Source organism: Actinomyces oricola, assembly GCF_004104015.1.
In the GTDB taxonomy this organism is placed as follows: domain Bacteria; phylum Actinomycetota; class Actinomycetes; order Actinomycetales; family Actinomycetaceae; genus Actinomyces; species Actinomyces oricola.
Genome location: NZ_RYFV01000001.1, coordinates 215,299 through 235,632, shown reverse-complemented (window position 1 = coordinate 235,632; position 20,334 = coordinate 215,299). Strand labels below are relative to the sequence as shown.

The 20,334-nt window shown below is 69.3% G+C and carries 18 protein-coding genes and 1 pseudogene; 8 read left to right on the top strand and 11 right to left on the bottom strand.

Annotated elements, in window-relative coordinates:
- Nucleotides 1-39: 39 nt before the first annotated feature.
- From EUC46_RS01020 to EUC46_RS01010, 3 genes are all read right to left on the bottom strand, one after another.
- The gene (locus tag EUC46_RS01020) at nt 40-276 is read right to left on the bottom strand and encodes a hypothetical protein (RefSeq protein WP_128772318.1); all 237 of its coding nucleotides are present in this window, start codon (nt 274-276) and stop codon (nt 40-42) included.
- On the bottom strand, nt 273-1,502 hold the full coding sequence (locus tag EUC46_RS01015; protein WP_128772317.1) for an inorganic phosphate transporter: 1,230 nt from the start codon (nt 1,500-1,502) through the stop codon (nt 273-275). Before EUC46_RS01015 ends, EUC46_RS01020 begins: the two co-directional genes overlap by 4 nt.
- Nucleotides 1,503-1,680: 178 nt before the next feature.
- Nucleotides 1,681-1,980: a hypothetical protein gene (locus EUC46_RS01010; protein WP_128772316.1), complete on the bottom strand. Its 300-nt coding sequence runs from the start codon at nt 1,978-1,980 to the stop codon at nt 1,681-1,683.
- On the opposite strand from EUC46_RS01010, the gene EUC46_RS01005 reads away from it, so the two are divergent.
- Nucleotides 1,979-3,577: an Hsp70 family protein gene (locus EUC46_RS01005; protein WP_128772315.1), complete on the top strand. Its 1,599-nt coding sequence runs from the start codon at nt 1,979-1,981 to the stop codon at nt 3,575-3,577. The two genes, EUC46_RS01010 and EUC46_RS01005, sit on opposite strands and share 2 nt — an antisense overlap.
- Before the next feature lie 285 nt (nt 3,578-3,862).
- Here the strand turns inward: EUC46_RS01005 and EUC46_RS01000 are convergent, their stop codons facing one another.
- The 6 genes from EUC46_RS01000 to gndA all read right to left on the bottom strand — a co-directional run bounded on the left by EUC46_RS01000 (nt 3,863) and on the right by gndA (nt 10,874).
- Nucleotides 3,863-4,384 carry a MerR family transcriptional regulator gene (locus EUC46_RS01000; RefSeq protein ID WP_128772423.1) on the bottom strand — a complete coding sequence of 174 codons (522 nt, stop codon included), beginning with the start codon at nt 4,382-4,384 and terminating at the stop codon, nt 3,863-3,865.
- 350 nt (nt 4,385-4,734) lie between these two features.
- Nucleotides 4,735-5,211 carry a DUF151 domain-containing protein gene (locus tag EUC46_RS00995; protein WP_128772314.1) on the bottom strand — a complete coding sequence of 159 codons (477 nt, stop codon included), beginning with the start codon at nt 5,209-5,211 and terminating at the stop codon, nt 4,735-4,737.
- A gap of 54 nt (nt 5,212-5,265) precedes the next feature.
- Nucleotides 5,266-5,916: a transcriptional regulator FtsR gene (gene ftsR / locus EUC46_RS00990; protein ID WP_128772313.1), complete on the bottom strand. Its 651-nt coding sequence runs from the start codon at nt 5,914-5,916 to the stop codon at nt 5,266-5,268.
- Nucleotides 5,917-5,999: 83 nt separating this feature from the next.
- Nucleotides 6,000-6,452 carry an FHA domain-containing protein gene (locus tag EUC46_RS00985; RefSeq protein ID WP_128772312.1) on the bottom strand — a complete coding sequence of 151 codons (453 nt, stop codon included), beginning with the start codon at nt 6,450-6,452 and terminating at the stop codon, nt 6,000-6,002.
- Between the two features lie 150 nt (nt 6,453-6,602).
- Nucleotides 6,603-9,281 (bottom strand): aminopeptidase N, encoded by a 2,679-nt coding sequence (gene pepN, locus EUC46_RS00980; RefSeq protein WP_128772311.1) that lies wholly within the window; start codon nt 9,279-9,281, stop codon nt 6,603-6,605.
- 117 nt (nt 9,282-9,398) lie between these two features.
- Nucleotides 9,399-10,874: an NADP-dependent phosphogluconate dehydrogenase gene (gndA, locus tag EUC46_RS00975; RefSeq protein ID WP_128772310.1), complete on the bottom strand. Its 1,476-nt coding sequence runs from the start codon at nt 10,872-10,874 to the stop codon at nt 9,399-9,401.
- A 197-nt stretch (nt 10,875-11,071) separates the two neighbouring features.
- Here gndA and zwf point away from each other — a divergent pair, with 197 nt between their 5' ends.
- From zwf to EUC46_RS00960, 4 genes and pseudogenes are all read left to right on the top strand, one after another.
- Entirely contained in the window at nt 11,072-12,634 is a 1,563-nt protein-coding gene (zwf, locus tag EUC46_RS00970; RefSeq protein WP_128772309.1) for a glucose-6-phosphate dehydrogenase, read from the top strand.
- Nucleotides 12,631-13,560: pseudogene (locus EUC46_RS00965) on the top strand (glucose-6-phosphate dehydrogenase assembly protein OpcA); the annotation flags it as partial. The gene zwf and the pseudogene EUC46_RS00965, both read left to right, overlap by 4 nt.
- Complete coding sequence (pgl, locus tag EUC46_RS12840) at nt 13,540-14,367, top strand: 6-phosphogluconolactonase (RefSeq protein WP_338324451.1); 828 nt, start codon at nt 13,540-13,542, stop codon at nt 14,365-14,367. The pseudogene EUC46_RS00965 and the gene pgl, both read left to right, overlap by 21 nt.
- Nucleotides 14,368-14,382: 15 nt before the next feature.
- Entirely contained in the window at nt 14,383-15,099 is a 717-nt protein-coding gene (locus EUC46_RS00960) for a hypothetical protein (protein WP_128772308.1), read from the top strand.
- A gap of 254 nt (nt 15,100-15,353) precedes the next feature.
- Here EUC46_RS00960 and EUC46_RS00955 read toward each other — a convergent pair whose 3' ends face one another.
- Nucleotides 15,354-16,835 (bottom strand): flotillin family protein, encoded by a 1,482-nt coding sequence (locus tag EUC46_RS00955; RefSeq protein WP_128772307.1) that lies wholly within the window; start codon nt 16,833-16,835, stop codon nt 15,354-15,356.
- Nucleotides 16,832-17,335: an NfeD family membrane protein gene (locus EUC46_RS00950; protein ID WP_128772306.1), complete on the bottom strand. Its 504-nt coding sequence runs from the start codon at nt 17,333-17,335 to the stop codon at nt 16,832-16,834. The genes EUC46_RS00955 and EUC46_RS00950 overlap by 4 nt, the downstream gene beginning before the upstream one ends.
- Nucleotides 17,336-17,626: 291 nt before the next feature.
- Between EUC46_RS00950 and EUC46_RS00945 the strand changes: the two genes are divergently transcribed.
- The 3 genes from EUC46_RS00945 (at nt 17,627) to EUC46_RS00935 (ending at nt 20,275) form a co-directional block, all read left to right on the top strand.
- Nucleotides 17,627-18,688, top strand: coding sequence for an HNH endonuclease family protein (locus tag EUC46_RS00945; protein ID WP_241655310.1), 1,062 nt, complete (start codon nt 17,627-17,629; stop codon nt 18,686-18,688).
- A gap of 9 nt (nt 18,689-18,697) precedes the next feature.
- The gene (locus EUC46_RS00940; protein ID WP_128772305.1) at nt 18,698-19,135 is read left to right on the top strand and encodes an RNA-binding S4 domain-containing protein; all 438 of its coding nucleotides are present in this window, start codon (nt 18,698-18,700) and stop codon (nt 19,133-19,135) included.
- Between the two features lie 72 nt (nt 19,136-19,207).
- Nucleotides 19,208-20,275, top strand: a complete 1,068-nt coding sequence (locus tag EUC46_RS00935) for an alpha/beta hydrolase (protein WP_164918717.1) — start codon at nt 19,208-19,210, stop codon at nt 20,273-20,275.
- Nucleotides 20,276-20,334 lie beyond the last annotated feature (59 nt).

Here is a 20,334-nt window from a genome sequence, read left to right as displayed (position 1 = left end):
GCACTGCACGGATTATTGGAATGGGCGCGCAGTCCGTCTTCAGTGGAAGTAGGGAATGATGAGCCACAGCCCGAAAAGGACGATGACGGCGGCGCAGACGATGAAGAAGCCCGCTCCTATCTCCGCGGCGTGCAGGCCCTCGACCTGCCCGGACTTGCGCTTAATGTGGACCTCGTCGAGCATCCGCGCGGCCGCCGAGGTGATCGTAATGATGAACGCGGTGCCCAGGACGGTGACAACCGTGACCAGGGCCAGTGACCCCCAGTGGATGCTCATGCCAAGGACTCCTTCGTTGTCGAGGCGCCGGCTCCGGCGCCCACAAGCTCCTTCTTGACCTCATCGACGGACTTGGGGGCGCGCCGCAACCTCGGGTCGCCGTTCTTGGAGACAATGACTTCGTTGGCGTCGTTGACGTTGGAGAAGTCCACACGGTTGTGGTTCGCCTGGCGGATGATGAGCAGGGAGGAGGCCGCCAGCAGGGCGATGACCAGGACGGTGCCGACTACCCCGCCCTTGACGGCGATGAAGGAGGTCACCGCCCCCACCACGCCCGCGCAGGGCAGGGTGATGAGCCAGGCGACGCCCATGCGCCCGAAGGTGCCCCAGGAGACCTTGGTGCCCCGGCCCACGCCCGACCCCAGAATGGAGCCGGTGCAGATATGTGTCGTCGACAGCGCGAAGCCCAGGTGGGAGGAGGCCAGGATGGCCACCGTCGAGGCGGTCTCGGAGGCGAAGCCCTGCGGGGAGTCAATGTGGACCAGGCCCTTGCCCATGGTGCGCATAATGCGCCAGCCGCCCGAGTAGGTGCCCAGACCAATGGCGATTCCAGCGGCGGCGATCACCCACCAGTGCGGCGAACTGCCGGGCTCCTGGTAACCGGAGGCCACCAGCACCAGGGTGATGACGCCCATGGTCTTTTGACCGTCGGAGGTGCCGTGGGACAGGGCCACCATGGAGGCGGAGATTCGCTGGCCGTTGCGGAAGATGACCTGGCTGAAGCGGTCGGTGGGCTTGGCTATGCGGTAGGCGAGCCATGTGGCTACGGCACTGGCGGCGCCGGCCACGCAGGGGGCGATGAGGGCCGGGAGGATGATCTTGGATATGACGGTGCCCCAGTGCACGCCCTGGAGGCCGGCCGCCATCACCACCGCTCCAATGAGGCCGCCGAACAGGGCGTGCGAGGAGGATGAAGGCAGGCCGAAGAGCCAGGTGGCCAGGTTCCACAGGATCGCCCCGGCCAGCCCGGCGAAGACCATTTCGGGGGCGGCCTGGATCAAGGAGTCGTCGAACATGCCGTGAGAGATCGTCTTGGCGACCTCGGTGGAGAGCATCGCCCCAATGACGTTGAGGATGGCGGCGACGAGTACGGCTCGCCTCGGGGTGAAGGCCCCGGTGGCCACGGATGTCGCCATTGCGTTGGACGAGTCGTGGAAGCCGTTGGTGAAGTCGAAGATCAGCGCCGTTACGACGACGACGATCACAATGAAAAGGGTTGTAGTCATGCCGGTCCCGCTCAGGTGAGGGAGCCTGGGCGCTCCGCCGCGCGGGAGGCGGGTGGGGAGCCTGGGCTCGGGGCATGTGGACGTGCCCCGAGCCCAATTGTTAGCAGCCCGTCACGTGCGTGGATGCCGGGAGGGCTCTTGTTCACCAACTGTTCATCTGCGGGGCCGGTGGTGCTGGTCACCGCCCCGGCAGATGGCGACCGCGCACCCCGTGGGCCGTGGTGGCGCCCGACGGCGCCGCCACGGCCCCGCGCGGGTGGTGACCGCCCTCGGGTCGCTCGCATTGGTGTTTGTTGATGATGTCGATGGTGTCGGTGATGAGGGCGCGCCCCGAGCCTGATGCGCGGGTGCGGTGCGCGCCCTCGGCGGCCTTGTATTGTGACATGTTGTCATCATCAGGGTATTTGGCGGGCCTGATTTCGACGCGGCAGCCCCGGGTCCCGGATTTAAGCGCGGCGCGAGGATAGGCTCGCGCCATGACACCTCAGACCACAGCGACGAACCGTCCTGGCAAATCGAGCAGGAGGCGCAAGCGCGCCCCCGTCCTTCCCCTGGACATCGGTGTCGACCTGGGTACCACCCGCACCGTGGTCTGCCGCGCTGACCGCGGGAACTACCCGGTCGTTACCTTTACCGACTCCAATGGTGATGCCCATGAATACCTCCCTTCCCTGACAGCGCTGACTGATGCCGGCCTGGTCCACGGTTTCGAGGCGCTGGAGGCGGCGCGCGCCGGCGCTCCCCTGCTGCGCAGTCTCAAGCGGGTGCTCTCCTCCCCCACAGTCACCGACTCCACTCCGGTGGAGTTGGGAGGGCGAACCTTCACCGTTCTAGACATCCTCACTGATTACCTGCGCCACCTGCGCACACTGTTGGGGGCCGTCCCGGCCCTGGACGGGGTTGACCTCGGCTCGGCGGACGCCCATGTCGTCGTGGCCGCCCCCGCCCACGCCTACGGCGCCCAGCGCCTATTGACTCTGGAGGCGTTCCGGTCAGCCGGCTTCAATGTCACCGCCATGCTCAACGAGCCCAGTGCGGCAGGATTCGAGTACACCCACCGCAAGTCTTCCACGGTCTCCTCCCGGCGCACCCGCGTTGTCGTCTACGACATGGGTGGGGGCACCTTCGACACCTCGCTGGTGGATGTGGTCGGAACCGCCCATGACGTTCTGGCCTCTCGGGGGCTGTCCGACCTGGGTGGTGACGACGTCGACTTCGTCTTGGCCCAACTCGTCCTGGAGCGCGCGGGCCTGACCGAGGCGGACCTGTCCCACCATGAGCTCGACGACCTGCTCGACCAGTGCCGCGATGCCAAGGAGGCCCTGTCCCCCCAGTCCCGGCGGCTGGTCATTGAGCTGCGCGGCTCAGCCATTGTCATTGCGGCCCCTGATCTTTACGCCGCCTGCGTGCCCCTGATCGAGCGCTCCTTGGAGACCATGTCCCCCTTGGTGGGGCGCCTGGACGACGGTTCCCCCGACCTGACCGAGGTCGCCGGGATTTATCTGGTGGGCGGCGCCTCCTCCTTCCCCCCGGTGCCCAGGATGCTGCGCGAGCGCTTCGGGCGACGCGTGCACCGCTCCCCGTATCCGGCCGCCTCGACGGCCATTGGCCTGGCCATTGCTGCTGACCGCAATTCCGGCTACGACCTCACTGACAGGCTCTCGCGTGGTTTTGGCGTCTTCCGCGAGGCCGACGACGGTGCGGTGACCACCTTCGACGCCATCCTCACCGAGGACTCGGTCCAGGCCCGCAAGGGCGCGCCCGGCACCGTCATTACCCGCCGCTACCCGGCTGTGCACAACCTAGGGCGCTACCGTTTCGTGGAGTGCGCCGGAGTGGACGAGCACGGCGGGCCCCGCGGCGAACTGGCCCCGTATGAGGAGGTCATCTTCCCCTTCGACCCGGCCCTGCGCGACCGCGACGACCTCTCAGACGTGGCTGTGGTGCGCCCGGGCTTCGGCCCCTGGGTCGAGGAGCGTTACGAGATTGATGAGACCGGCGTGGTGCGAGTGACCCTCACCGATCTCAATGACGGCTATTCGCGTTCCTACGTACTGGGGCGCCGCACGGCTTGAGAGTCGTTTAAGACGCGTCACGGCGGTCGTCGGGTTACCTGACGGCCGCCTCATCGCATGCTTGACCACATGCCTGCTGAGAGCGGGCCCGGCCCTCGAGGCGCCCTTCTTCTTCGCAGGGCCGCCGGTGTCCCGCCCCCGGCCGTGCCGGCCCCGTCCCGGTAACGCAGATCCGTCCTTGTCGATACGTTGTCGGCACGTTGAGCCCGTCGACGCCGCGGTGCCCCGTCCGCCTCACGTTCTGCCACGCGGATCCAGCACTGGGCACCGGGGGCGGGCCGGGGCTCACATGGCTTGGCGCTTGGCGGCGCGGCGCTTGGCCAGCTCGTCTTCGACGACCACCGGGGCGTCCGTGGCGTGATCCACGGGAAGCGTGGCCAAGGTTCCCTCCACCTCGTGCCACACTCGGCCTACGGCAATGCCGAAGACGCCCTGGCCGCCTTGAACCAGGTCAATGACCTCATCGGCGCTGGTGCACTCGTAGACCGAGGCGCCGTCACTCATGAGGGTGATGGAGGTCAAGTCCTCCACTCCGCGCTCGTGCAGGGCGTTGACGGCAGTGCGGATCTGCTGCAGGGAGACGCCGGTGTCCAGGAGGCGCTTGACGATCTTAAGTAGCAATATGTCACGGAAAGAGTACAGTCGCTGCGAGCCTGATCCCTTGGCGCCTCGCACTGTTGGCTCAACCAGGCCGGTGCGGGCCCAGTAGTCGAGTTGTCGGTAGGTAATGCCGGCGGCCCGGCAGGCGACAGGGCCTCGATAGCCGGAGTTCAGGTCAAGCTCAGGCAAAGGGTCACCAAAGAGCATCCCCTGTAGACGCTGGGGTGCGCTGACGTGGAGGGTCGCCTCGTTCGCGCTCACTGGGGGCTCCTATCATTTCGGGGACCGTGCGGGGGGTGGCACGTGGTTCGGTCGGCTTGATCCGGCCATATGCACACGATAGGTCGCCCCAGGCGCGCTCTCAATGAATGGCACGCCGTCCGGTCTAGTCATCTGTGTCCTAATCTCAACCTAAGGTCCAGCGGGCTTGTCGCGAGTGCGGGTATTCCGCAGAATCACGCAGGTTCAATCCCCTCAGGCAACAGGCGGACGTGCTGTACATCACATCCTGAGTCACACGAGTCACACCTGCCCCGCGTGTCGCAGGTGTTCGGTTTTCAGCGCGCGGCGTCCTCGGCGCTCAGAGACTCCACGATCATCGCCCAGCGGTCCACTCTCTGCTGGAGCGTCTCCTCGCTCAGGTCCACGCCGCGCAGCCGGAGCAGCTCCTCAGTAGCCCATACCGGCAGCCGCGCGGCCCAGGAGAGCACCAGGGCGTCGCCGGGGCTGGAGGGCACCGCGCCCTGGGCCTGAGGCTCCGGGGCCCGGGAAACGAGCATGACCGCCGTCAAGCGGGCGTCGGCGTCAACATCAAGCAAAACGCCAGTGACCTCCGCGCCGAGCATCCGGGTGCAGTGGGTGACAAGGCTCGTCCAGCTCGGAGGGCGCCCGCCGCCCTCAGGGCTCAGCGCAATGCCCTCTCGGGCGGTAACAGGCACGGCAAGCATCCCGGGACCGCCATCTTCTACCAGGATGGCGACCAGCCCCGTGTTCGGAGTTGTGGAGCGGACCCCAACAAGATGCATGGATCGCACACGGCAAGGCTACGGGGAGCCACTGGCCCTGTCTGGCGAATGGATGAATGGCTCTTAGTCCAGGGCCTCAACGGCCCGGTGCAGCAAGGCCCCGTGCAGCTCCCCCAGCAGCCCGGCGAGCTCGGCAGCGGCGTCCTCGCCGGCTGTAGTCGAGCGGGAGCGCTTGTGCTGCACTGCCTGAGCAATGGCGTCGGCCTCGCGTTCAGCGGCGGCGCGCACGGCGCGCAGATTCCGCAACGGAATGCCTCGCCGGGTCACCTCCAGGGCCAGGCTGACAGTGCGCAGGGCCTGAGGCGAGAAGCGCCCACGGGCGTCGGGGCTGACCAGGCCGATAGCGATCAGTTCTTCCACCTCGGCGCGAGTGGCCCCGGAGTGGGAGACCAGTGAGTCCAGGTCCAGCGGGACATCGGCGGCCAGCCGCCCGTAGGAGGCCACCACCCGTGCCACCGGCGCCGGCTCCAGCGCATTGGGCGCGGCGTCGAGACTGGCAAGGCGCTCACGGATCACCGACAGCGGTAGATACTCATCGCGCTGAGCGCACAGGGTGAAGCGCAGGCGCTCCAGATCAGCCTGGGAATAGCGGCGGTAGCCGTTGCCGAGACGGTGAGGGGAGATTAACCCCTCCCCCTCCAAGTAGCGGACCTTGGAGAGCGAGAGCGCCGGGAACTCATCTTTGAGCGCGTCCACGACCTCGCTGATTTTCATTGAGGGCTCGCGCGACACCCCCTGGGGCCAGGGGCCGGAGGGGCCCGCGGCATCGCGCCGGGCAGGGCGCGCCGTAGCCGTGCTCACTGCTCAGTGACTGGCCGCTGCGGACCGGGATGGTACGTCATCCGATATTTGCCGATCTGGACCTCGTCCCCGGCGCGCAGAGCCGCCTGCTCTACGCGCTGGCGATTGACGTAGGTGCCGTTGAGCGAGCCCGAGTCCCGCACCAGGTAGCCCCCCTCGGGCAGGCCGAGGAACATGGCGTGCTTGCGCGAGACGGTGACGTCGTCAAGGAAGATGTCCGCCCGTGGGTGACGCCCCACCGTGGTCTCGGCGGCGTCCAGCAGGAAGCGGGCGCCCGTGGTGGGGCCGTGATGGATCAGCAGCAGCGCAGTGCCCGCCGGCAGCGCCGCAATCGCAGCGCGGTCCTGCGGAGACAGACCTGCACCCTGACCGTCGTGACTCCCTAAGAAGTCGATCGCCCCGAAGGCCTGAGTCGAGGTCGGGTCCGGGTCCATCGGAATGCTCGACATCTGTTCCCCCTCCGGTCCGGCGGCGCCGGATGCACCGCGTCTGTTACACCATACCGGTGCCAGGCCCCGGAGAGGAGATCATATGGCGTTACTGCTCGCAAAGCGAACTCTTTGCCGGCCTCATGCCTTAACTCACACGACTCACATGACTCACGCGCCGGTGCTCGTTAGTGCTGTCTCTTTGACGTTTAAGCACCGCGCCAGGTCATCGCGGTTCTTGAGCATCAGGCGCCGCAGGGCGGCTGGTGCCTGAGCGTGGCCAATCAGCCAGGCGTCGACGGCGTCGAGGTCCGCCCTATCCCCGCAGGCCGGAAAGAGCCCAAGCACCAGGCGGGTGGCGATCTCCTGGCCTCTCCCGGCCCAGATCGGTTCCAGGGCCTCCAGGTAGCGGGCGGTCAGTGGTGCGGTGAGACTGCGGTGGCCATCGACACCAAAAGCCCTCGTAAGCGCGTCCACGTGGTCGTTACTCAGGGTCTGTTCGGTCAGCAGACGAGTGAGGATCTTCTTCTTGAGGGCCGATTCGGGCCGGGCGCAGGTCGCCTCCAGGTGGCGGGTCACGCCCCTGGAGCCGGGGTCGGCGGCCAGTTGGGCGTCCAGCTCCTCGTCGGCGACCAGGTCCAGGCGGGCCAGGGCGATCAGGGCCCGCCAGCGCAGATCCGCGTCCAGGTTGAGGCCGGGCACCCGGCCCTCCAGGATGCTGCGCACACGCTCGGCGACTCTCCTGGAGGCCACCGGGCCCAGGAGTGCGGCCTGGCCGGCGGCCTCCAACCAGGCTCGGGCCCGCACCAGCTGGGCGTCGGATCCCGGGGCCGCCCCGCACAAGCGCCCCCAGCCGCCCCGCCGGACGCCTGCCGCCCGCCCGGTGGGATGATCATCCTCAAGAAGATGGCTTACCAGCAGCGCCCGATCCCGGGCGTGGGCGTAGCGGGTGGCGGCCTGGAGGGCTTGAGCCAGGAGGGTCGCCAGGGTCGTGGCCTCGGTGGTGTCATCGGCCTGGTTGAGGACCGTCTTGACGAAGAGGCGCGGCGGGATCCTCGCGTCGCGCATGAGATTGTGGAGCATTGACCAGACCAGGGCCCGCGCCAGAGGATCGGTCAGGTCGCTCAGGTGCGCGCAGGCGGTGGCCAGGGAGGTCTCGTCGGGGCGCACAACAGCGTAGGTGTGGTCCTCGTCGTTGACGAGCACGAGATCCGGGGCGGGAAGGCCCCTGGCCGCGGTGACGTCCAGGACTTCCCCCTCCAGGGTCACCGGTAGGCGGTGGGTGCGCACCAGGGCGCCGTGCGGGTCGAGGGAATACAGGCCCACCACCAGTGTGTGAGGTCGCAGGACGGTGCGCCCAGTGGTCGGGTCGACGCCCTCCTGGTGCAGGACCAGGCGGGTGATTCGGCCATCGGCGACCTCGATCTCATTGGAGAGGATGCTGGGGCCGGCGGTGCGCAGCCAGGCGTTCGCCCAGGCCTCCATGTCCCGTCCCGAGGCGGCTGCGAGGGCGGACAGAAAATCCCCCAGGTCACTGTTGGCGAAGGCATGCTCGGTGAACCAGGCGCGGGCGGCATCCAGGAAGGTCTCCTGACCCAGGTGGGCCACGAGCTGCTTGAGGACGGCGGCGCCCTTGGCGTAGGTAATGCCGTCGAAGGCCTGGCGGGCCGCCTCAACGTCCTCGACCGTGGCCACGATCGGGTGGGTGGTGGCGGCACGCGAGTCCTCCCGGTAGGCCCAGGCCTTGCGTGAGGAGGCGAAGGACACCCAGGCCTCCGGGAAGCCGGCGGCCTCCTGCGCCCAGGTGCCCTGGTGGTCGGCGAAGGACTCCTTGAGCCACGTGTCCTCCCACCAGCGCGGGGTCACCAGGTCCCCGAACCACATATGGCTCATCTCGTGCAGGATCGTGTTGGCTCGTTCCGCCCTCTGAGCACGGGTAACCGGGCCCCGGAAGAGGTAGGAGTCCTCGCTGAAGGTGACGCAGCCCGGGTTCTCCATGGCGCCAATGTTGTACTCGGGCACGAGCACCGAGTCGTAGGTTCCCCACGGGTAGGGGAAGGCATAGGCCTGATCGAACAGGTCCATGCCCGCGGTCGTGATGCGCATGAGCTCCTCGATGTCCAAGTGGTGGGCCAGAGAGGCCCGGCAGGACCAGGACAGCGCCACCGGCCGGTCCCCGGGGCGGGGCGGGCGCCATTGGGCGCCCACACGATGCCAGGGGCCCGCGCACAAGGCCGTCAGATAGGTGGGTATTGGCGGGGTGGTGGCGAAACGGGTCACGGCCGCGCCGGCCTCCGTGTGGACCTCACGGTGCTCAATGGCGCCATTGGCGATGAGTGTCCAGGACTCGGGGTGGACCACCTGGAGACTGAAGGGCGCCTTAAGATCCGGCTGGTCCAGGCAGGGCCAGGCACGGCGGGCGTCGGAGGGCTCGAAGTGCGTGTAAAGGTAGGTGGCGTCATCGACCGGGTCGTGGAAGCGGTGCAGGCCCTGACCGGTGTTGGAGTATTGGCCCCGCGCCTCCACCATGACGCGGTGCTCCCCCGCCCCTAGGGCCGGTAGGGCGATGCGGTTGGAGTCCCAGTTCACGGGCACCGCCCGACCATTGACGAGCAGCTTGCAGACCTCCTCGCCCTGGAAATCCATCCACAGTCCGCTCGTGCCCTCCTCGTGCACCCGCAAGATCAGTTCGCTGCGGACGGTGAAGCCGCTGTTGTCGTGCGCCGGCGCCCCAGTCAGGTCGATGGCGACGCTCAGGGCGGATACCGTGCACACCCATGAACGCCAGGCGGCCTCCTGGCGACTGAGGTTGGTGGGGCCGGCGGGACGTGGCGGTGCGGCGGTGGTCATAGGTGCGGTCGGGTCTTTCAGTCAGGTGCCGGACGCAAGCCGCGGGCCCGGACCGAGAGCGCTCCCGGCCCGGGCCCGCGGCCAAGGCGACCAGCGGCGGTTGTGAAGCTAAGGGCTCTAGTCCCACTTCTCCTCGGGGCGCCCCGGCTGGGCCCACAGGGTGTGGTAGACGCCGGCGACGTCATCGACCCGATGGTAGGTGTGAGAGCCGAAGAAGTCGCGTTGGCCCTGGATGAGGGCGGCGGGCAGCCGGGGGGCGCGCAGCTGGTCGATGTAGGCCAGTGAGGAGGCGAAAGCGGGGGTGGCCACTCCCACCAGGGCGGAAGTGGCCACCACCTGGCGCCAGGCGGGCAAAGCCTCCTGGAGGGCGGAGGCGAAGGCGGGGGCGGTCAGGAGGCTGGCCAGGCCGGGGTCCTCCCCGTAGGCGCGGGTGATGTCGTCCAAGAAACGGGCGCGAATAATGCAGCCGCCGCGCCAGATCCGGGCCATGGCCCCCAGGTCAATGCCCCAGTCATAGGTGGCCGAGGCGGTGGCGATCTGGTCGAAGCCCTGCGCGTAGGCGGCGATCTTCGAGCCGTAGAGGGCACGGCGCACAGCCAGAACGAAGGCCTCTTTCTCCTGGGCCCCCTCCATGGCGGGGGGACGGGTGCCCGGGTCGATGGCGGCCTGGCGCACAGCCCGCCGCTGAGCCACTGAGGAGGAGGCGGCTCGGGCGAAGGTCGCCTCGGCAATGGCCGGGACGGCCACCCCCAACTCCAGGGCATTCTGGGTGGTCCACGCCCCGGTCCCCTTTTGGGCGGCCTCATCGACGACAACGTCGACAAAGGGCCGGCCCGTGACGGGGTCGGTGTGTGAGAGGACGTCGGCGGTGATGTCGATCAGGTAGGAGTTGAGCTCGGAGTCCTTCCAGGTGCCGAAGACCTCGGCGATCTCGGCCACGCCCATCCCGGCGACATGGCGCAGTAGGTCGTAGGCCTCGGCAATGAGCTGCATGTCGGCGTACTCAATGCCGTTGTGCACCATCTTGACGAAGTGGCCGGCGCCGTCGGGCCCCACATGGGTGCAGCAGGGGACGGAGTCGACGTGGGCGGAGATGGACTCCAGCATGGGGCCGAGGCGCTTGTAGGACTCTTCGGTGCCGCCGGGCATAATCGCGGGCCCCAGCAGCGCCCCCTCCTCGCCCCCGGAGACACCCATGCCCACGAAGTGCAAGCCGGCTTTGCGCAGGGCGGCCTCACGGCGGCGGGTGTCGGTGTAGAGAGTGTTGCCCGCGTCGACGACAATATCCCCCGCCTCCATGAGTGGGGTGAGCTCATCGATCACGGCCTGGGTGGCGTCCCCCGCCTTGACCATCACTATGGCCACGCGCGGGCGGCGCAGTGAGGCCACGAAATCGGTCAGCTGTGCGGCGGGCAGGAAGCGGCCCTCAGAGGCATGGCGGTCCATGAGGCGCTCGGTGCGGGCCAGAGTGCGGTTGAACACGGCCACGGCGTGGCCGTGGCGGGCCAGGTTGCGGGCGAGGTTCGCCCCCATCACCCCCAGCCCAACGACACCGATATCGGCTGAGGAGGGGGTGGGGACGAAGTCGCTCATGAGCTGCCTTTCCTGCCCGTTGGGTCGCGCCGTACGCGTCCGTGCGCCTGCCACGAGCCTACCGCGCCCATTGGGGCGGCAGGCGGCAGTGCGCAGATGGCGTGGGCGCATTCGGGCCCCTATGAGGCTCTGGGCGCATAGGCTTGGGTACAGGCGCTCCGGGCCCGGGGCGCCGGATCGCATCCTGAAAGGTTGACGTGCCCACCTCCGCCTCTTTGGACAGTGCCGGAGCGAACCCGCTGCTCGACGCCCGCGACCTGCGCCTGCCGCGCATTGCCGACCCCTGCGTGCTGGTCATGTTTGGAATCACCGGCGACCTGGCCCAGCACAAACTCCTGCCGGCTATCTACGACCTGGCCAACCGCGGCCTGCTCTCCCCCGCTTTCAGTCTTGTAGGGGTGGGCAGGCGCCAATGGGATGACGACGCCCTACGCGACTACGTGGCCAAGGCCGCGCGCGCCGGCGCCCGCACCCCCTGGCGGCCGGCCATCTGGGAACAGCTCGCCGCCGGGATGCGTTTCGTCCCCTTCGCCTCATTCGAGGACGACGGCGCCTACGCCCGCCTGACCCGGGTGGTCGAGAAGCTTGATCACGAGTGCGGCACCGCCGGCAACCGCGCCTTCTACCTGTCCATTCCTCCAGGCTGGTTCCCCGCCGTCACCGAGAGAATCGCCCGCTCCGGCCTGGTCCAGGAGGCCCCGGGGGCCTGGAGGCGCGTGGTGATTGAGAAGCCGTTCGGGCACGACCGTGCCTCGGCGCAAGAACTCGATGCCCTGGTGGCGCGGATCGTTCGGCCCAATGACGTCTTCCGCGTCGACCACTACCTGGGCAAGGAGACGGTGCAGAACATTTTGGCGCTGCGCTTCGCCAACACCATGTTCGAGCCGCTGTGGAACCAGCGCTACGTCGACCACGTCCAGATCACTATGGCTGAGGCCATAGGCATTGGTACCCGGGCCGGCTACTACGACACCATTGGCTCGGCGCGCGACGTCATCCAAAACCACCTTCTTCAGCTCCTGGCGCTGACCGCCATGGAGGAGCCGGCCTCCATGAGTGCCGCCTCCGTGCGCGCCGAGAAGGAGAAGGTTCTCGACTGCGTGCGCCTGGAGCGCGCCGGCGTCCTGGACCTGGACGCCTCCACCGCCCGGGGCCGCTACGAAGCCGGCTTTCAAGGCGGGGTGCCGGTGCGCGGCTACCTCCAGGAGCAGGGGGTGGCCGCCGACTCGCGCACCGAAACCTACGCCGCCGTGCGCCTGGAGATCGCCAACCGCCGCTGGGCGGGGGTGCCCTTCTATTTGCGCACCGGCAAACGCCTGGCACGCCGGGTCACCGAGGTCGCCGTGGTCTTCAAGCGGCCGCCCTTCCTGCCTTTCGAGACCGCCGCCACCGCCGGGATCGGGGCCAACACCATTGTGCTGCGCATCCAGCCCGAGGAGGGCATCACCCTGCGCCTGGCCTCCAAGGTTCCCGGCACCCAGATGGAGTTGCGTGACGTGTCCATGGACTTCGGCTACGGCGCCTCTTTCAACGAGGAGTCCCCCGAGGCTTACGAGCGCCTCATCCTCGACGCCCTCCTAGGCGACGCCCCACTCTTCCCTCACCAGCGCGAGGTGGATCTGTCCTGGCGGATCCTCGACCCGATCATTGAGCACTGGGCCGGTGCCGGCGCCCCCGAGGGCTACCGGCCCGGATCCTGGGGGCCGCCCAGTGCCCGCGCCCTGCTCGCCCGCGACCAGCGCACCTGGAGGCGCTCATGATCACCGAACTGACCGCCACCACCACCGAGCGCATTGTCTCCGAACTGCTCGCCGCCGAAGGCGCCGCCGGCGCCTCCAGGGTACTGACCCTGGTGATCTCCACCGACGCCGAGGGCCTGGAGGAGGCCCTGGCGGCCGCTCATGAGGCCAGCCGCGACCACCCCTGCCGCATTATCGCCGTCGTCGCCCCACCAGCCGACCAGGCCCACCACGCCGACGGGCACACCAGGGCCACCACCAGTGGGCACCTTGACGCCGAGCTCCGGGTCGGCCACGACGCCGGCGCCGGGGAAACCCTGGTGCTGCGCCCCTGGGGGGAGGCCGCCGAGCACACCGACACCCTGGTCGTGCCCTTCCTCCTGCCCGACGTCCCCGTGGTCACCTGGTGGCCGTGCCGCTGCCCGACTGTCCCCTCCGAGGACCCCCTGGGCCGCCTGGCTACCACGCGCATCACCAACACCCCGGCCCAGGCGGACCCGGCGGCGGCCCTGCGCGCCCTAGCACCGGTCCACGCCAGCGGTGACATTGACCTGGCCTGGACCCGCATCACCCTGTGGCGCGCCATGGTCGCCGCCACCCTTGGCCCGCTGTCGCGCGAGGGCGACCTCACCGGGATTGTTGTGGCCGGGGAGCCGCGCAACGCCTCGGTGTCCCTCATGGTCGCCTGGCTGCGCCTGCGCCTGGGCATCGACGTCAGCCGCGTCGACGACGTCGGCGCCCAGGGCATCTCCTCCATCACTGCGGCCACACGAGACGGCGAGCTCGTTATCGCCCGCAAGGACCAGGACAGGGTGACTATTACCCGCCCGGGCGCCAGCGATCCGCAGGTGGTCACCATGGCCCGGCGGGAGCCGATATCCACCATGAACGAGGAGCTGCGGCGCCTGACACCCGACCTGGTCTATGTGGAGGTCCTGGCCCACCTCGGCTCGGCGACCTCCGCCGCGGCACCGGCCCCCGATAAGGCGGCGGCCCTGCTGGAGGCCCAGGCCGCCGCCCATCCCGCCGCCGAGGTCGTCGTCGCCGGTACCCTCGCCCAGGCCGCCGCCCAAGCCGCGGCGCGCACCGCCGAGCTGCTGGCCCAGGCCGTGCAGGCCCGGGGGGCCGGACACCTGGCTCTGACCGGCGGCTCGGCCGGCGTAGTCCTAGCAGAGGAGCTGCCGACCGCACTGGAGCAGGCGGGTATGGACCGCACCGCCCGCGAGGCGATCCACGTGTGGTTCGGCGATGAGCGCTTCGTGCCCGCCGGGCACCCCGAGCGCAACGACCTGGCCCTTGACGCCCTGGTGGAAGCCGGCGTGCTCGAGGACAATATTCACCGCGTTGCCGGACCCGAGCGCGTCGAGAACCTTGAGGCTGCCGCCGAGGAACTGGCCGAGGAGCTGACCCGTTTCGGTCCATCCCAGGGCCGCTTCGACGTCATCCACCTGGGGCTGGGTCCCGACGCCCACGTATGCTCCCTCTTCCCCGGCCACAGCGCCGCTGTATCCCTGGGGGCGACGGCGGTCGCGGTGCGCCAGTCCCCCAAGCCGCCACCCGAGCGCGTCTCGTTGACCATGGGGCTGGTTCAGCGGGCCCGCACCGTCATGGTGGTGGCCGGCGGGCAGGGCAAGGTGCAGGCGGTGGCCGCCGGCTTATCGGCCCCGAATATGCTCGCCGCCCCGGCCTCCTGCGCTCGCGGTGCGCAGACCGTCTGGTACCTCGACGCCGCCGCCGCGGCAGGCGTGCCCTGAGGTAGGAAGCCGGCCATGCGAGACTCTGCGGCGCGGGCCAGTGGCCGCCGATGGCGGCAGTGGGTCATTGGCGGCGCTCTGGGCGGCGGGCTACTCGCCCTCCTCACCGCGCGCTCCTTCGATGCCTCAGGTGTGGCCACAGTGCTCGACACGGCCCTGGGGGCCGGCGGCCTGGGCCTGGCGGCGGGCGCTGTGGCGCTCCACCGGGAGCGGCGCAGCAGACCGGAACTGGAGGGCACCGCCTGGGCGGACTATGAGGCCGCCTTGGCGTCCCTGCGCGGGCAGGTCGCCCGCTCAAGCGGCGTTTTGCCCGCCGCTCAGGGCTTGCGCTGGCAGGAGGTCCTTGACGACCTGACCACTGTTGGCCTGATGTGGGAGGCGCCCGGCACCGATGAGCAGATGCGCTGCGACGCCATGGCCTTGGTGCGCGTCTACGCCCCGCGCGTCCTGCTCGGACAGGTAGAGGCCGCCCGGGGGGACCTGGGTGAGGGCGAGGGCCCAACTCACCCTCAGCACAAGGTGGTGGCGCGAGCCGCAGCCGAACTGCGCAGCTGCGCCCAGGCCGCCCGGCGCCGAGCCTTGGATGCTGATGGTGCAGCCCTGGAAGCCCGCTTCTCCCACTTGACCGCCCTGGAGGAGCTCCGCGTCCTCCAGACGCGGCTTGAGCTTCCAGACGGCAGTAGTGAGGCCGGTGGTGCCACGGGCCCGCAGGGTCAGAGGAACCCGGCCTGAGCGGCGTCGCCGCCCCTGTGATTGCCGGGAGGCGTTTGCGGCGCGGCCACCGTAGGAGGCACGAGTCCAGAAGGTCGTCGCCCGCATCCGGCACTGCGCTGCCCGGCATCGCGGTGAGCCCCGGGCCTGGGCCGGGAAGTCCTCAACCCGGGCCGCCGGCCCCGGCAGGGGGCTTGCGGGGAGGGCCGGTCACTCATGGAGTGACCGGCCCTCCCCTTGAACCTGGAACTACGAGAGTTGGCTTCGCACCGCCCTCAGGCGCCCGGAGACGCCTGGCCGGAACCGGAGGTGCTGGCAGTGGCCCCCTCCGAGGCGTTGTGGAACAACCCGGCCAAGTCCAGCCCAGTTAGGCCCTTGACGAGCTCAGTGGTCTGACCAATGCCCGAGGCCACATTGCGCACCAATGGGGTGGCACCATCGGTGGAGACCACGGACATTTGGTCAATAGACGACAGCGGTGCCGCCATTTCACGCACAATGTTGGGCAGCTGCTCGACCACCATCTGCAGAACAGCGGCCTCTCCGTAGGCGCGCATGGCCTCGGCCTTGGCGCTGGTGGCCTCCGCCTCGGCCTTACCCACGCCCAGGGTCCGCTCGGCCTCAGCGTGTGCCATGGCGGAGGTCTTGTCCGCCTCGGCCTGACCGGCCAGGCGCACGGCCTCCGCCTCGGCGGCCGCCTCCTGGCGGCGGGCTTCAGCACGAGCCTGGGCCTCAATCTTCTGCGCCTCGGCACGGGCCCCGGCCTCAATGGTGGCGGCGCGCGCACGGGCCTCGGCCTGGGCGATCGCCTCCGCCTTGGCGGCCTCGGCCTCGACCACAGTCTTGTAACGGGCGGCGTCCGCTGGACGCTCGACCTCGGCCACCAGCTCGGTGGCGCGCAGTTCGGCGCGCTGCTTGGCGGCGTCGTTCTGACTCGTGGCGATCTCGCGGTCCATCTGCGCGGCCTGGATGGGGCCGGCCGCCGAGGCCTCGGCATCGGCCCGGTCGGTCTCAGCCTTAATCGCGGCCCGCTGGAGGGCGAGCTCCTTGTTCTTGAGCACCACCTGGCGCTCGGCCTCAATGCGAGCCTCCTCCGACTTCTGGTGCGCAGCAGCATTGGCAATGTTGGCCTCGCGGCGAACCTCGGCGACCTTCGGGGCACTCATGGAGTCCAGGTAGCCGTTGCGGTCGGAGATGTCCTGCACCTGGAGGGTGTCGAGGGCGAGTCCCTGCTCGGTGAGGGACTCCTGGGCGGCCTGGAGCACCTTGGTGGACAGGGCCTCACGGTCGGTAATGATCTCCTTGACACTCATCGAGCCAATGACCGAGCGCAAGGAGCCGGCCATGAGTTCCTGAACCGTGTCCGCCATCTGGTTCTGCTGGTTGAGGAAGCGCTGGGCCGCCGAGCGGATCGCCGTCTCAGTGCCACCGATCTTGACCACGGCCACGGCCTTAACGTCGATGGGGATCGAGTTAATGTCAATGGCCTCGATGCCCATGACGATCTTCCGACTGGCCAGGGAGAGGCGGTACATCTTCTGCACGAAGGGAATAACGAAGACGCCACCGCCGACAATGACCCGCTGGTTAGTCAGATCAGCGATCTCCCGGCCGTAGGCGTCCAGGCGGGATCTGGTTTTGCGGCCGGTGACAATGAGGGCCTCATCAGGCGAGGCAACTTTGTATCGCGAGGCGACAAGAAAGCCAGCACAGACCACCGCCGCGATCGCGATGACAATACCGATAACGAGTGTCACGAGAGGAACTCCTTTGCGGATGATGTGACAGGTGTGACGACGGCGCTGGTGGGCGTGGCCAGGGAGACCACGCGCACGGACTGCCCCGTGGACAGGGGCGTGCCATCCTCAGTGCGAACAGCGAGGCGCAGGTAGGCGCCGTTGTAGAGCACCAGGATGGACGGGCCCGCCTCGACCAGGGCCTGCGCGCCGACCACCGAGGCGGTCAGCTCCGGCTGCTCGGACTCAGAGGCCCGCATAACGCGGACCAGGGCCACCGTGAGGGCGTAGCCGACCACACCGGTTACTGTCGCCACCGGAATCGCCCAGCGCGCATCCGCGCCAATACCGGTGGAGATAATGCCGGCCGCACCGAAAAGGGTCAGAGCAGCCGCCGCAGCGGTAGTGGAGAACAGGCCCCCGGAGTCAATGTCCAGGACCCCGTCGAGGACGTCATCGGCCAAGAAGGACACGAGCATGAGCGCGAGCCCGACGACGGCCAAAACGAAGTAGACGGCCACAGACTGCACCTCCTATGCGGCGCTGGGCCGCAGACGGACCGGGACGCGGGATGGGCGCCCCGTCGGGGCGGCCGTGGTCGGCCCACCTCCGACAAGCCAAAGGATGTCACGAAATCGCCTCCGTGCGCCTCCTGCCGCATCGCACATGCACATGGGGAGCGCTATCCTCACCGGGCCGGCGCCTGCGCGCGTCATCCCACCTCCCACCTCCCAGGGTCCGGCCGGAGACCCGGAGTCCGAGACCCGGAGCATGCCGCGTCCTTGTCAGAGGCACTGGGTAGCCTCGTGACCATGAGCATCCTCTCGGTGGCGACCCGGCGCTCCGGCGTGCAGGCGCGAATGTCCCGGTCAATGGCGGCGGTACCGGTCCTTGCCCTGGCATTGGCGGGGGTGCTGGCCGCCCCGAACGGAGCCGGCGCCCAGGCGGCCCCGCCCGCCCTCGACGCGGCAACCGCCTCCCCGGTGCCTTGGGATGAGCGCGGGACACTGGTGCTCAGCCCGGCCGAGGCGCTCAGCGCCCTGGAGAACCTCCCGCCGGACTCCCCCGCAGCCGTGTCCTGGGGCGAGGGCGGCTCGCGCACAGGCTGGTTCGGCCGGGCTTGGGAGGACGTCGACGGCGACGGCTGCGACACCCGCAACGAGATCCTGGCCCGTGACCTCACGGAGACGGACTACTCGCGTGCCGAGGGCCTTCAGGGCCGGGAAGAGGGCGTCGGCCAGGGGGCCGCCGTCTGCCCGGACGCCACCGTGTGGTCCGGGGTGCTCCACGATCCCTACACGGGCTCCACCATCGCCTTCACCCGCGGCCAGGACACCTCCGCGGCGGTCCAGATCGACCATGTGGTGCCACTGAACTACCTTTACGCCCACGGGGCCTGGGCCTGGGACGCCCGCACTCGCCTATTGGTCGCCAATGACCCGCTCAACTTACTGGCCGTCGACGGACAGGCCAATGAGAGCAAAGGAGCCTGCGGCCCAGCCACCTGCCCGGTCGGCTCCACTGAGACGGGCACCTGGGACACCGCCGCGGGGACCGGCTGGTGGCCGCCCCAGGAGGCCGAGCACTGCCAATACGCCCAGCGCTTCGTTTCCGTGGCCGCAGCCTACGGGCTGGGCCTGCCCGATGCCGACCGCAGTGCCCTGCACGCCACGTTGAGCCAGTGCATGGCCGGTGATAGCAGCGCGCCCCTGCTCCAACGCGGCGGCGACCTGGCCGCCCGTACCGCGAGCGCCGTGGTGCACCACCCCGGCCGGGCCGTGCTTGCCTGCGTGGGGACGATTTTGTTCGGGATTGGGCTCATGGGCCGGGCACGGCGGGCACTGAGGCGGGGCCGCAGGCGCCGCCGTCGTTAGGATCAAGCCATGAACAACGGGCGGCACCCGAGCCGGGCTTCGCAGGTGGGCGGTCCCCCTCGTGGACCCAGTTCGGTGCGCGTGGATGTGTGGCTGTGGAGTGTGCGGCAGATTAAGTCCCGCTCGGCGGCCACCGCCGCCTGCAAGGCCGGTCATGTGCGTGTCAATGGCGAGACCGCCAAGCCCGCGCAGCATGTGCGCGTCGGCGATGAGGTGCGCTACCGCGTCGACGGCTTCGATCGTTTTCTCACCGTGGAGCGCATCCTCACCAAGCGGGTCGGGGCCCCTGTCGCCCGCACCGCCTACACCGACTTCTCACCGCCGCGCCCCTCCCCCATGGACGCTCCCGCCGCGATCATTCGGGCGCGGGGAGCCGGCCGGCCCACGAAGAAGGAGCGCCGCCAACTCGACGCCCTCATGGGTGGGGGGCGGCACCGGGCCCGGTGAGACTGCGGTACTCTCGCGACGACTGGGGCACAGCGCCGTCCTCGGTCCTTACCGCCACGTTCAGGAGCTGCAATGCCGCCGCCAACACACCGCCCCCGCTCATTGGGGGCCTTGGCGCTGGCCGGGTTGGCCGCGGTCGGTGCTGCCGTCGTCGTCGAGGCTCGGCGTCGTGATCTGGGACCGGCTTTCCACCAGGTGGCCCCCGAGTTGCGGGCGCCGCTGCTGGTCCTGCCTCACGGCACCAGCTCTGCTGGGCGTCCTGCTGACAGGCAGCGCCACAGGCTCTCGGCCGCCGCCCTCCCCCGGGTCTTTCCCCGCGGACTGGGACGGGAGAGGACGGCTCTCGGCGGTGGCCTGAAGGTTCCGGTGTGGTGCTATCGCGCTGAGGCGGCCGGCCCCCAGGGGGCTCCCACCGGGGCGCTGCTCTGGTTCCACGGAGGTGGTTTCGTCTCCGGGAGCCCCGCCCAGGATCATCTGCTGTGCTCGCGTATTGCGCGCCAACTCGGCATCTTGGTGGTTTCTGTCGACTACCGGCTCGCCCCCGGGCACCCGTTCCCCGCGGCCCTGGATGACGGATTCGCGGTCCTGACGTGGGTCCGGGAGCGGGCCGAGGAGCTCGGGGTGGATCCTGCGCGTCTTGCCGTGGGCGGTGCCGGGGCAGGTGGTGGGATTGCGGCGGCGCTGGCCCAGCGCGCCCATGATGCGGGCATTGGCCTGGTTTTCCAGTTGCTCAACTCCCCCATGCTCGATAGCGCCACTGGTGCCGGTGGAGCGGAAATACCTGGGCGCGGGGACTTCGTGTGGACGGCGCGGGCCAATGCTGAGGCGTGGCGGGCCTACCTGGGGTGCGCCCCGGGGCAGTTCGATGGGCGCGATTGGGCGGTCCCGGCGCACCGAGTCAACTTGGCCGGGCTGGCGGCGGCGTGGATTGGGGTCGGTGACCTCGACCTGTTCTACGACGAGGGTCTGGCCTACGCTCGGCGTCTGCGCGCTGCCGGCGTGAGTGCACGAGTGCGCACGGAGAAGGGCATGTACCACGCGGCGGACAACTGCCAGTGGGCGTCGTCCATGCGTGATTTCAGGGCTGAGTCCATTGAGGCGCTGGGGCTGGCCCTGGTGTCCGCTGCGCCCTCGCGTTGAGGGGGCGGCAGCCGGCGCGGTTACTGGTTGAAGACGGCCAAATGATGCGCATGGGATCT

Coding starts and splice junctions, on each gene's coding strand:
- EUC46_RS01020 (WP_128772318.1), bottom strand. CDS start 276: ATGAGCATCCACTGGGGGTCACTGGCCCTGGTCACGGTTGTCACCGTC.
- EUC46_RS01015 (WP_128772317.1), bottom strand. CDS start 1,502: ATGACTACAACCCTTTTCATTGTGATCGTCGTCGTCGTAACGGCGCTG.
- EUC46_RS01005 (WP_128772315.1), top strand. CDS start 1,979: ATGACACCTCAGACCACAGCGACGAACCGTCCTGGCAAATCGAGCAGG.
- EUC46_RS01010 (WP_128772316.1), bottom strand. CDS start 1,980: ATGGCGCGAGCCTATCCTCGCGCCGCGCTTAAATCCGGGACCCGGGGC.
- EUC46_RS01000 (WP_128772423.1), bottom strand. CDS start 4,384: ATGCTCTTTGGTGACCCTTTGCCTGAGCTTGACCTGAACTCCGGCTAT.
- ftsR (WP_128772313.1), bottom strand. CDS start 5,916: ATGAAAATCAGCGAGGTCGTGGACGCGCTCAAAGATGAGTTCCCGGCG.
- EUC46_RS00985 (WP_128772312.1), bottom strand. CDS start 6,452: ATGTCGAGCATTCCGATGGACCCGGACCCGACCTCGACTCAGGCCTTC.
- pepN (WP_128772311.1), bottom strand. CDS start 9,281: ATGACCACCGCCGCACCGCCACGTCCCGCCGGCCCCACCAACCTCAGT.
- gndA (WP_128772310.1), bottom strand. CDS start 10,874: ATGAGCGACTTCGTCCCCACCCCCTCCTCAGCCGATATCGGTGTCGTT.
- EUC46_RS00960 (WP_128772308.1), top strand. CDS start 14,383: ATGCGAGACTCTGCGGCGCGGGCCAGTGGCCGCCGATGGCGGCAGTGG.
- EUC46_RS00945 (WP_241655310.1), top strand. CDS start 17,627: ATGAGCATCCTCTCGGTGGCGACCCGGCGCTCCGGCGTGCAGGCGCGA.
- EUC46_RS00940 (WP_128772305.1), top strand. CDS start 18,698: ATGAACAACGGGCGGCACCCGAGCCGGGCTTCGCAGGTGGGCGGTCCC.
- EUC46_RS00935 (WP_164918717.1), top strand. CDS start 19,208: ATGCCGCCGCCAACACACCGCCCCCGCTCATTGGGGGCCTTGGCGCTG.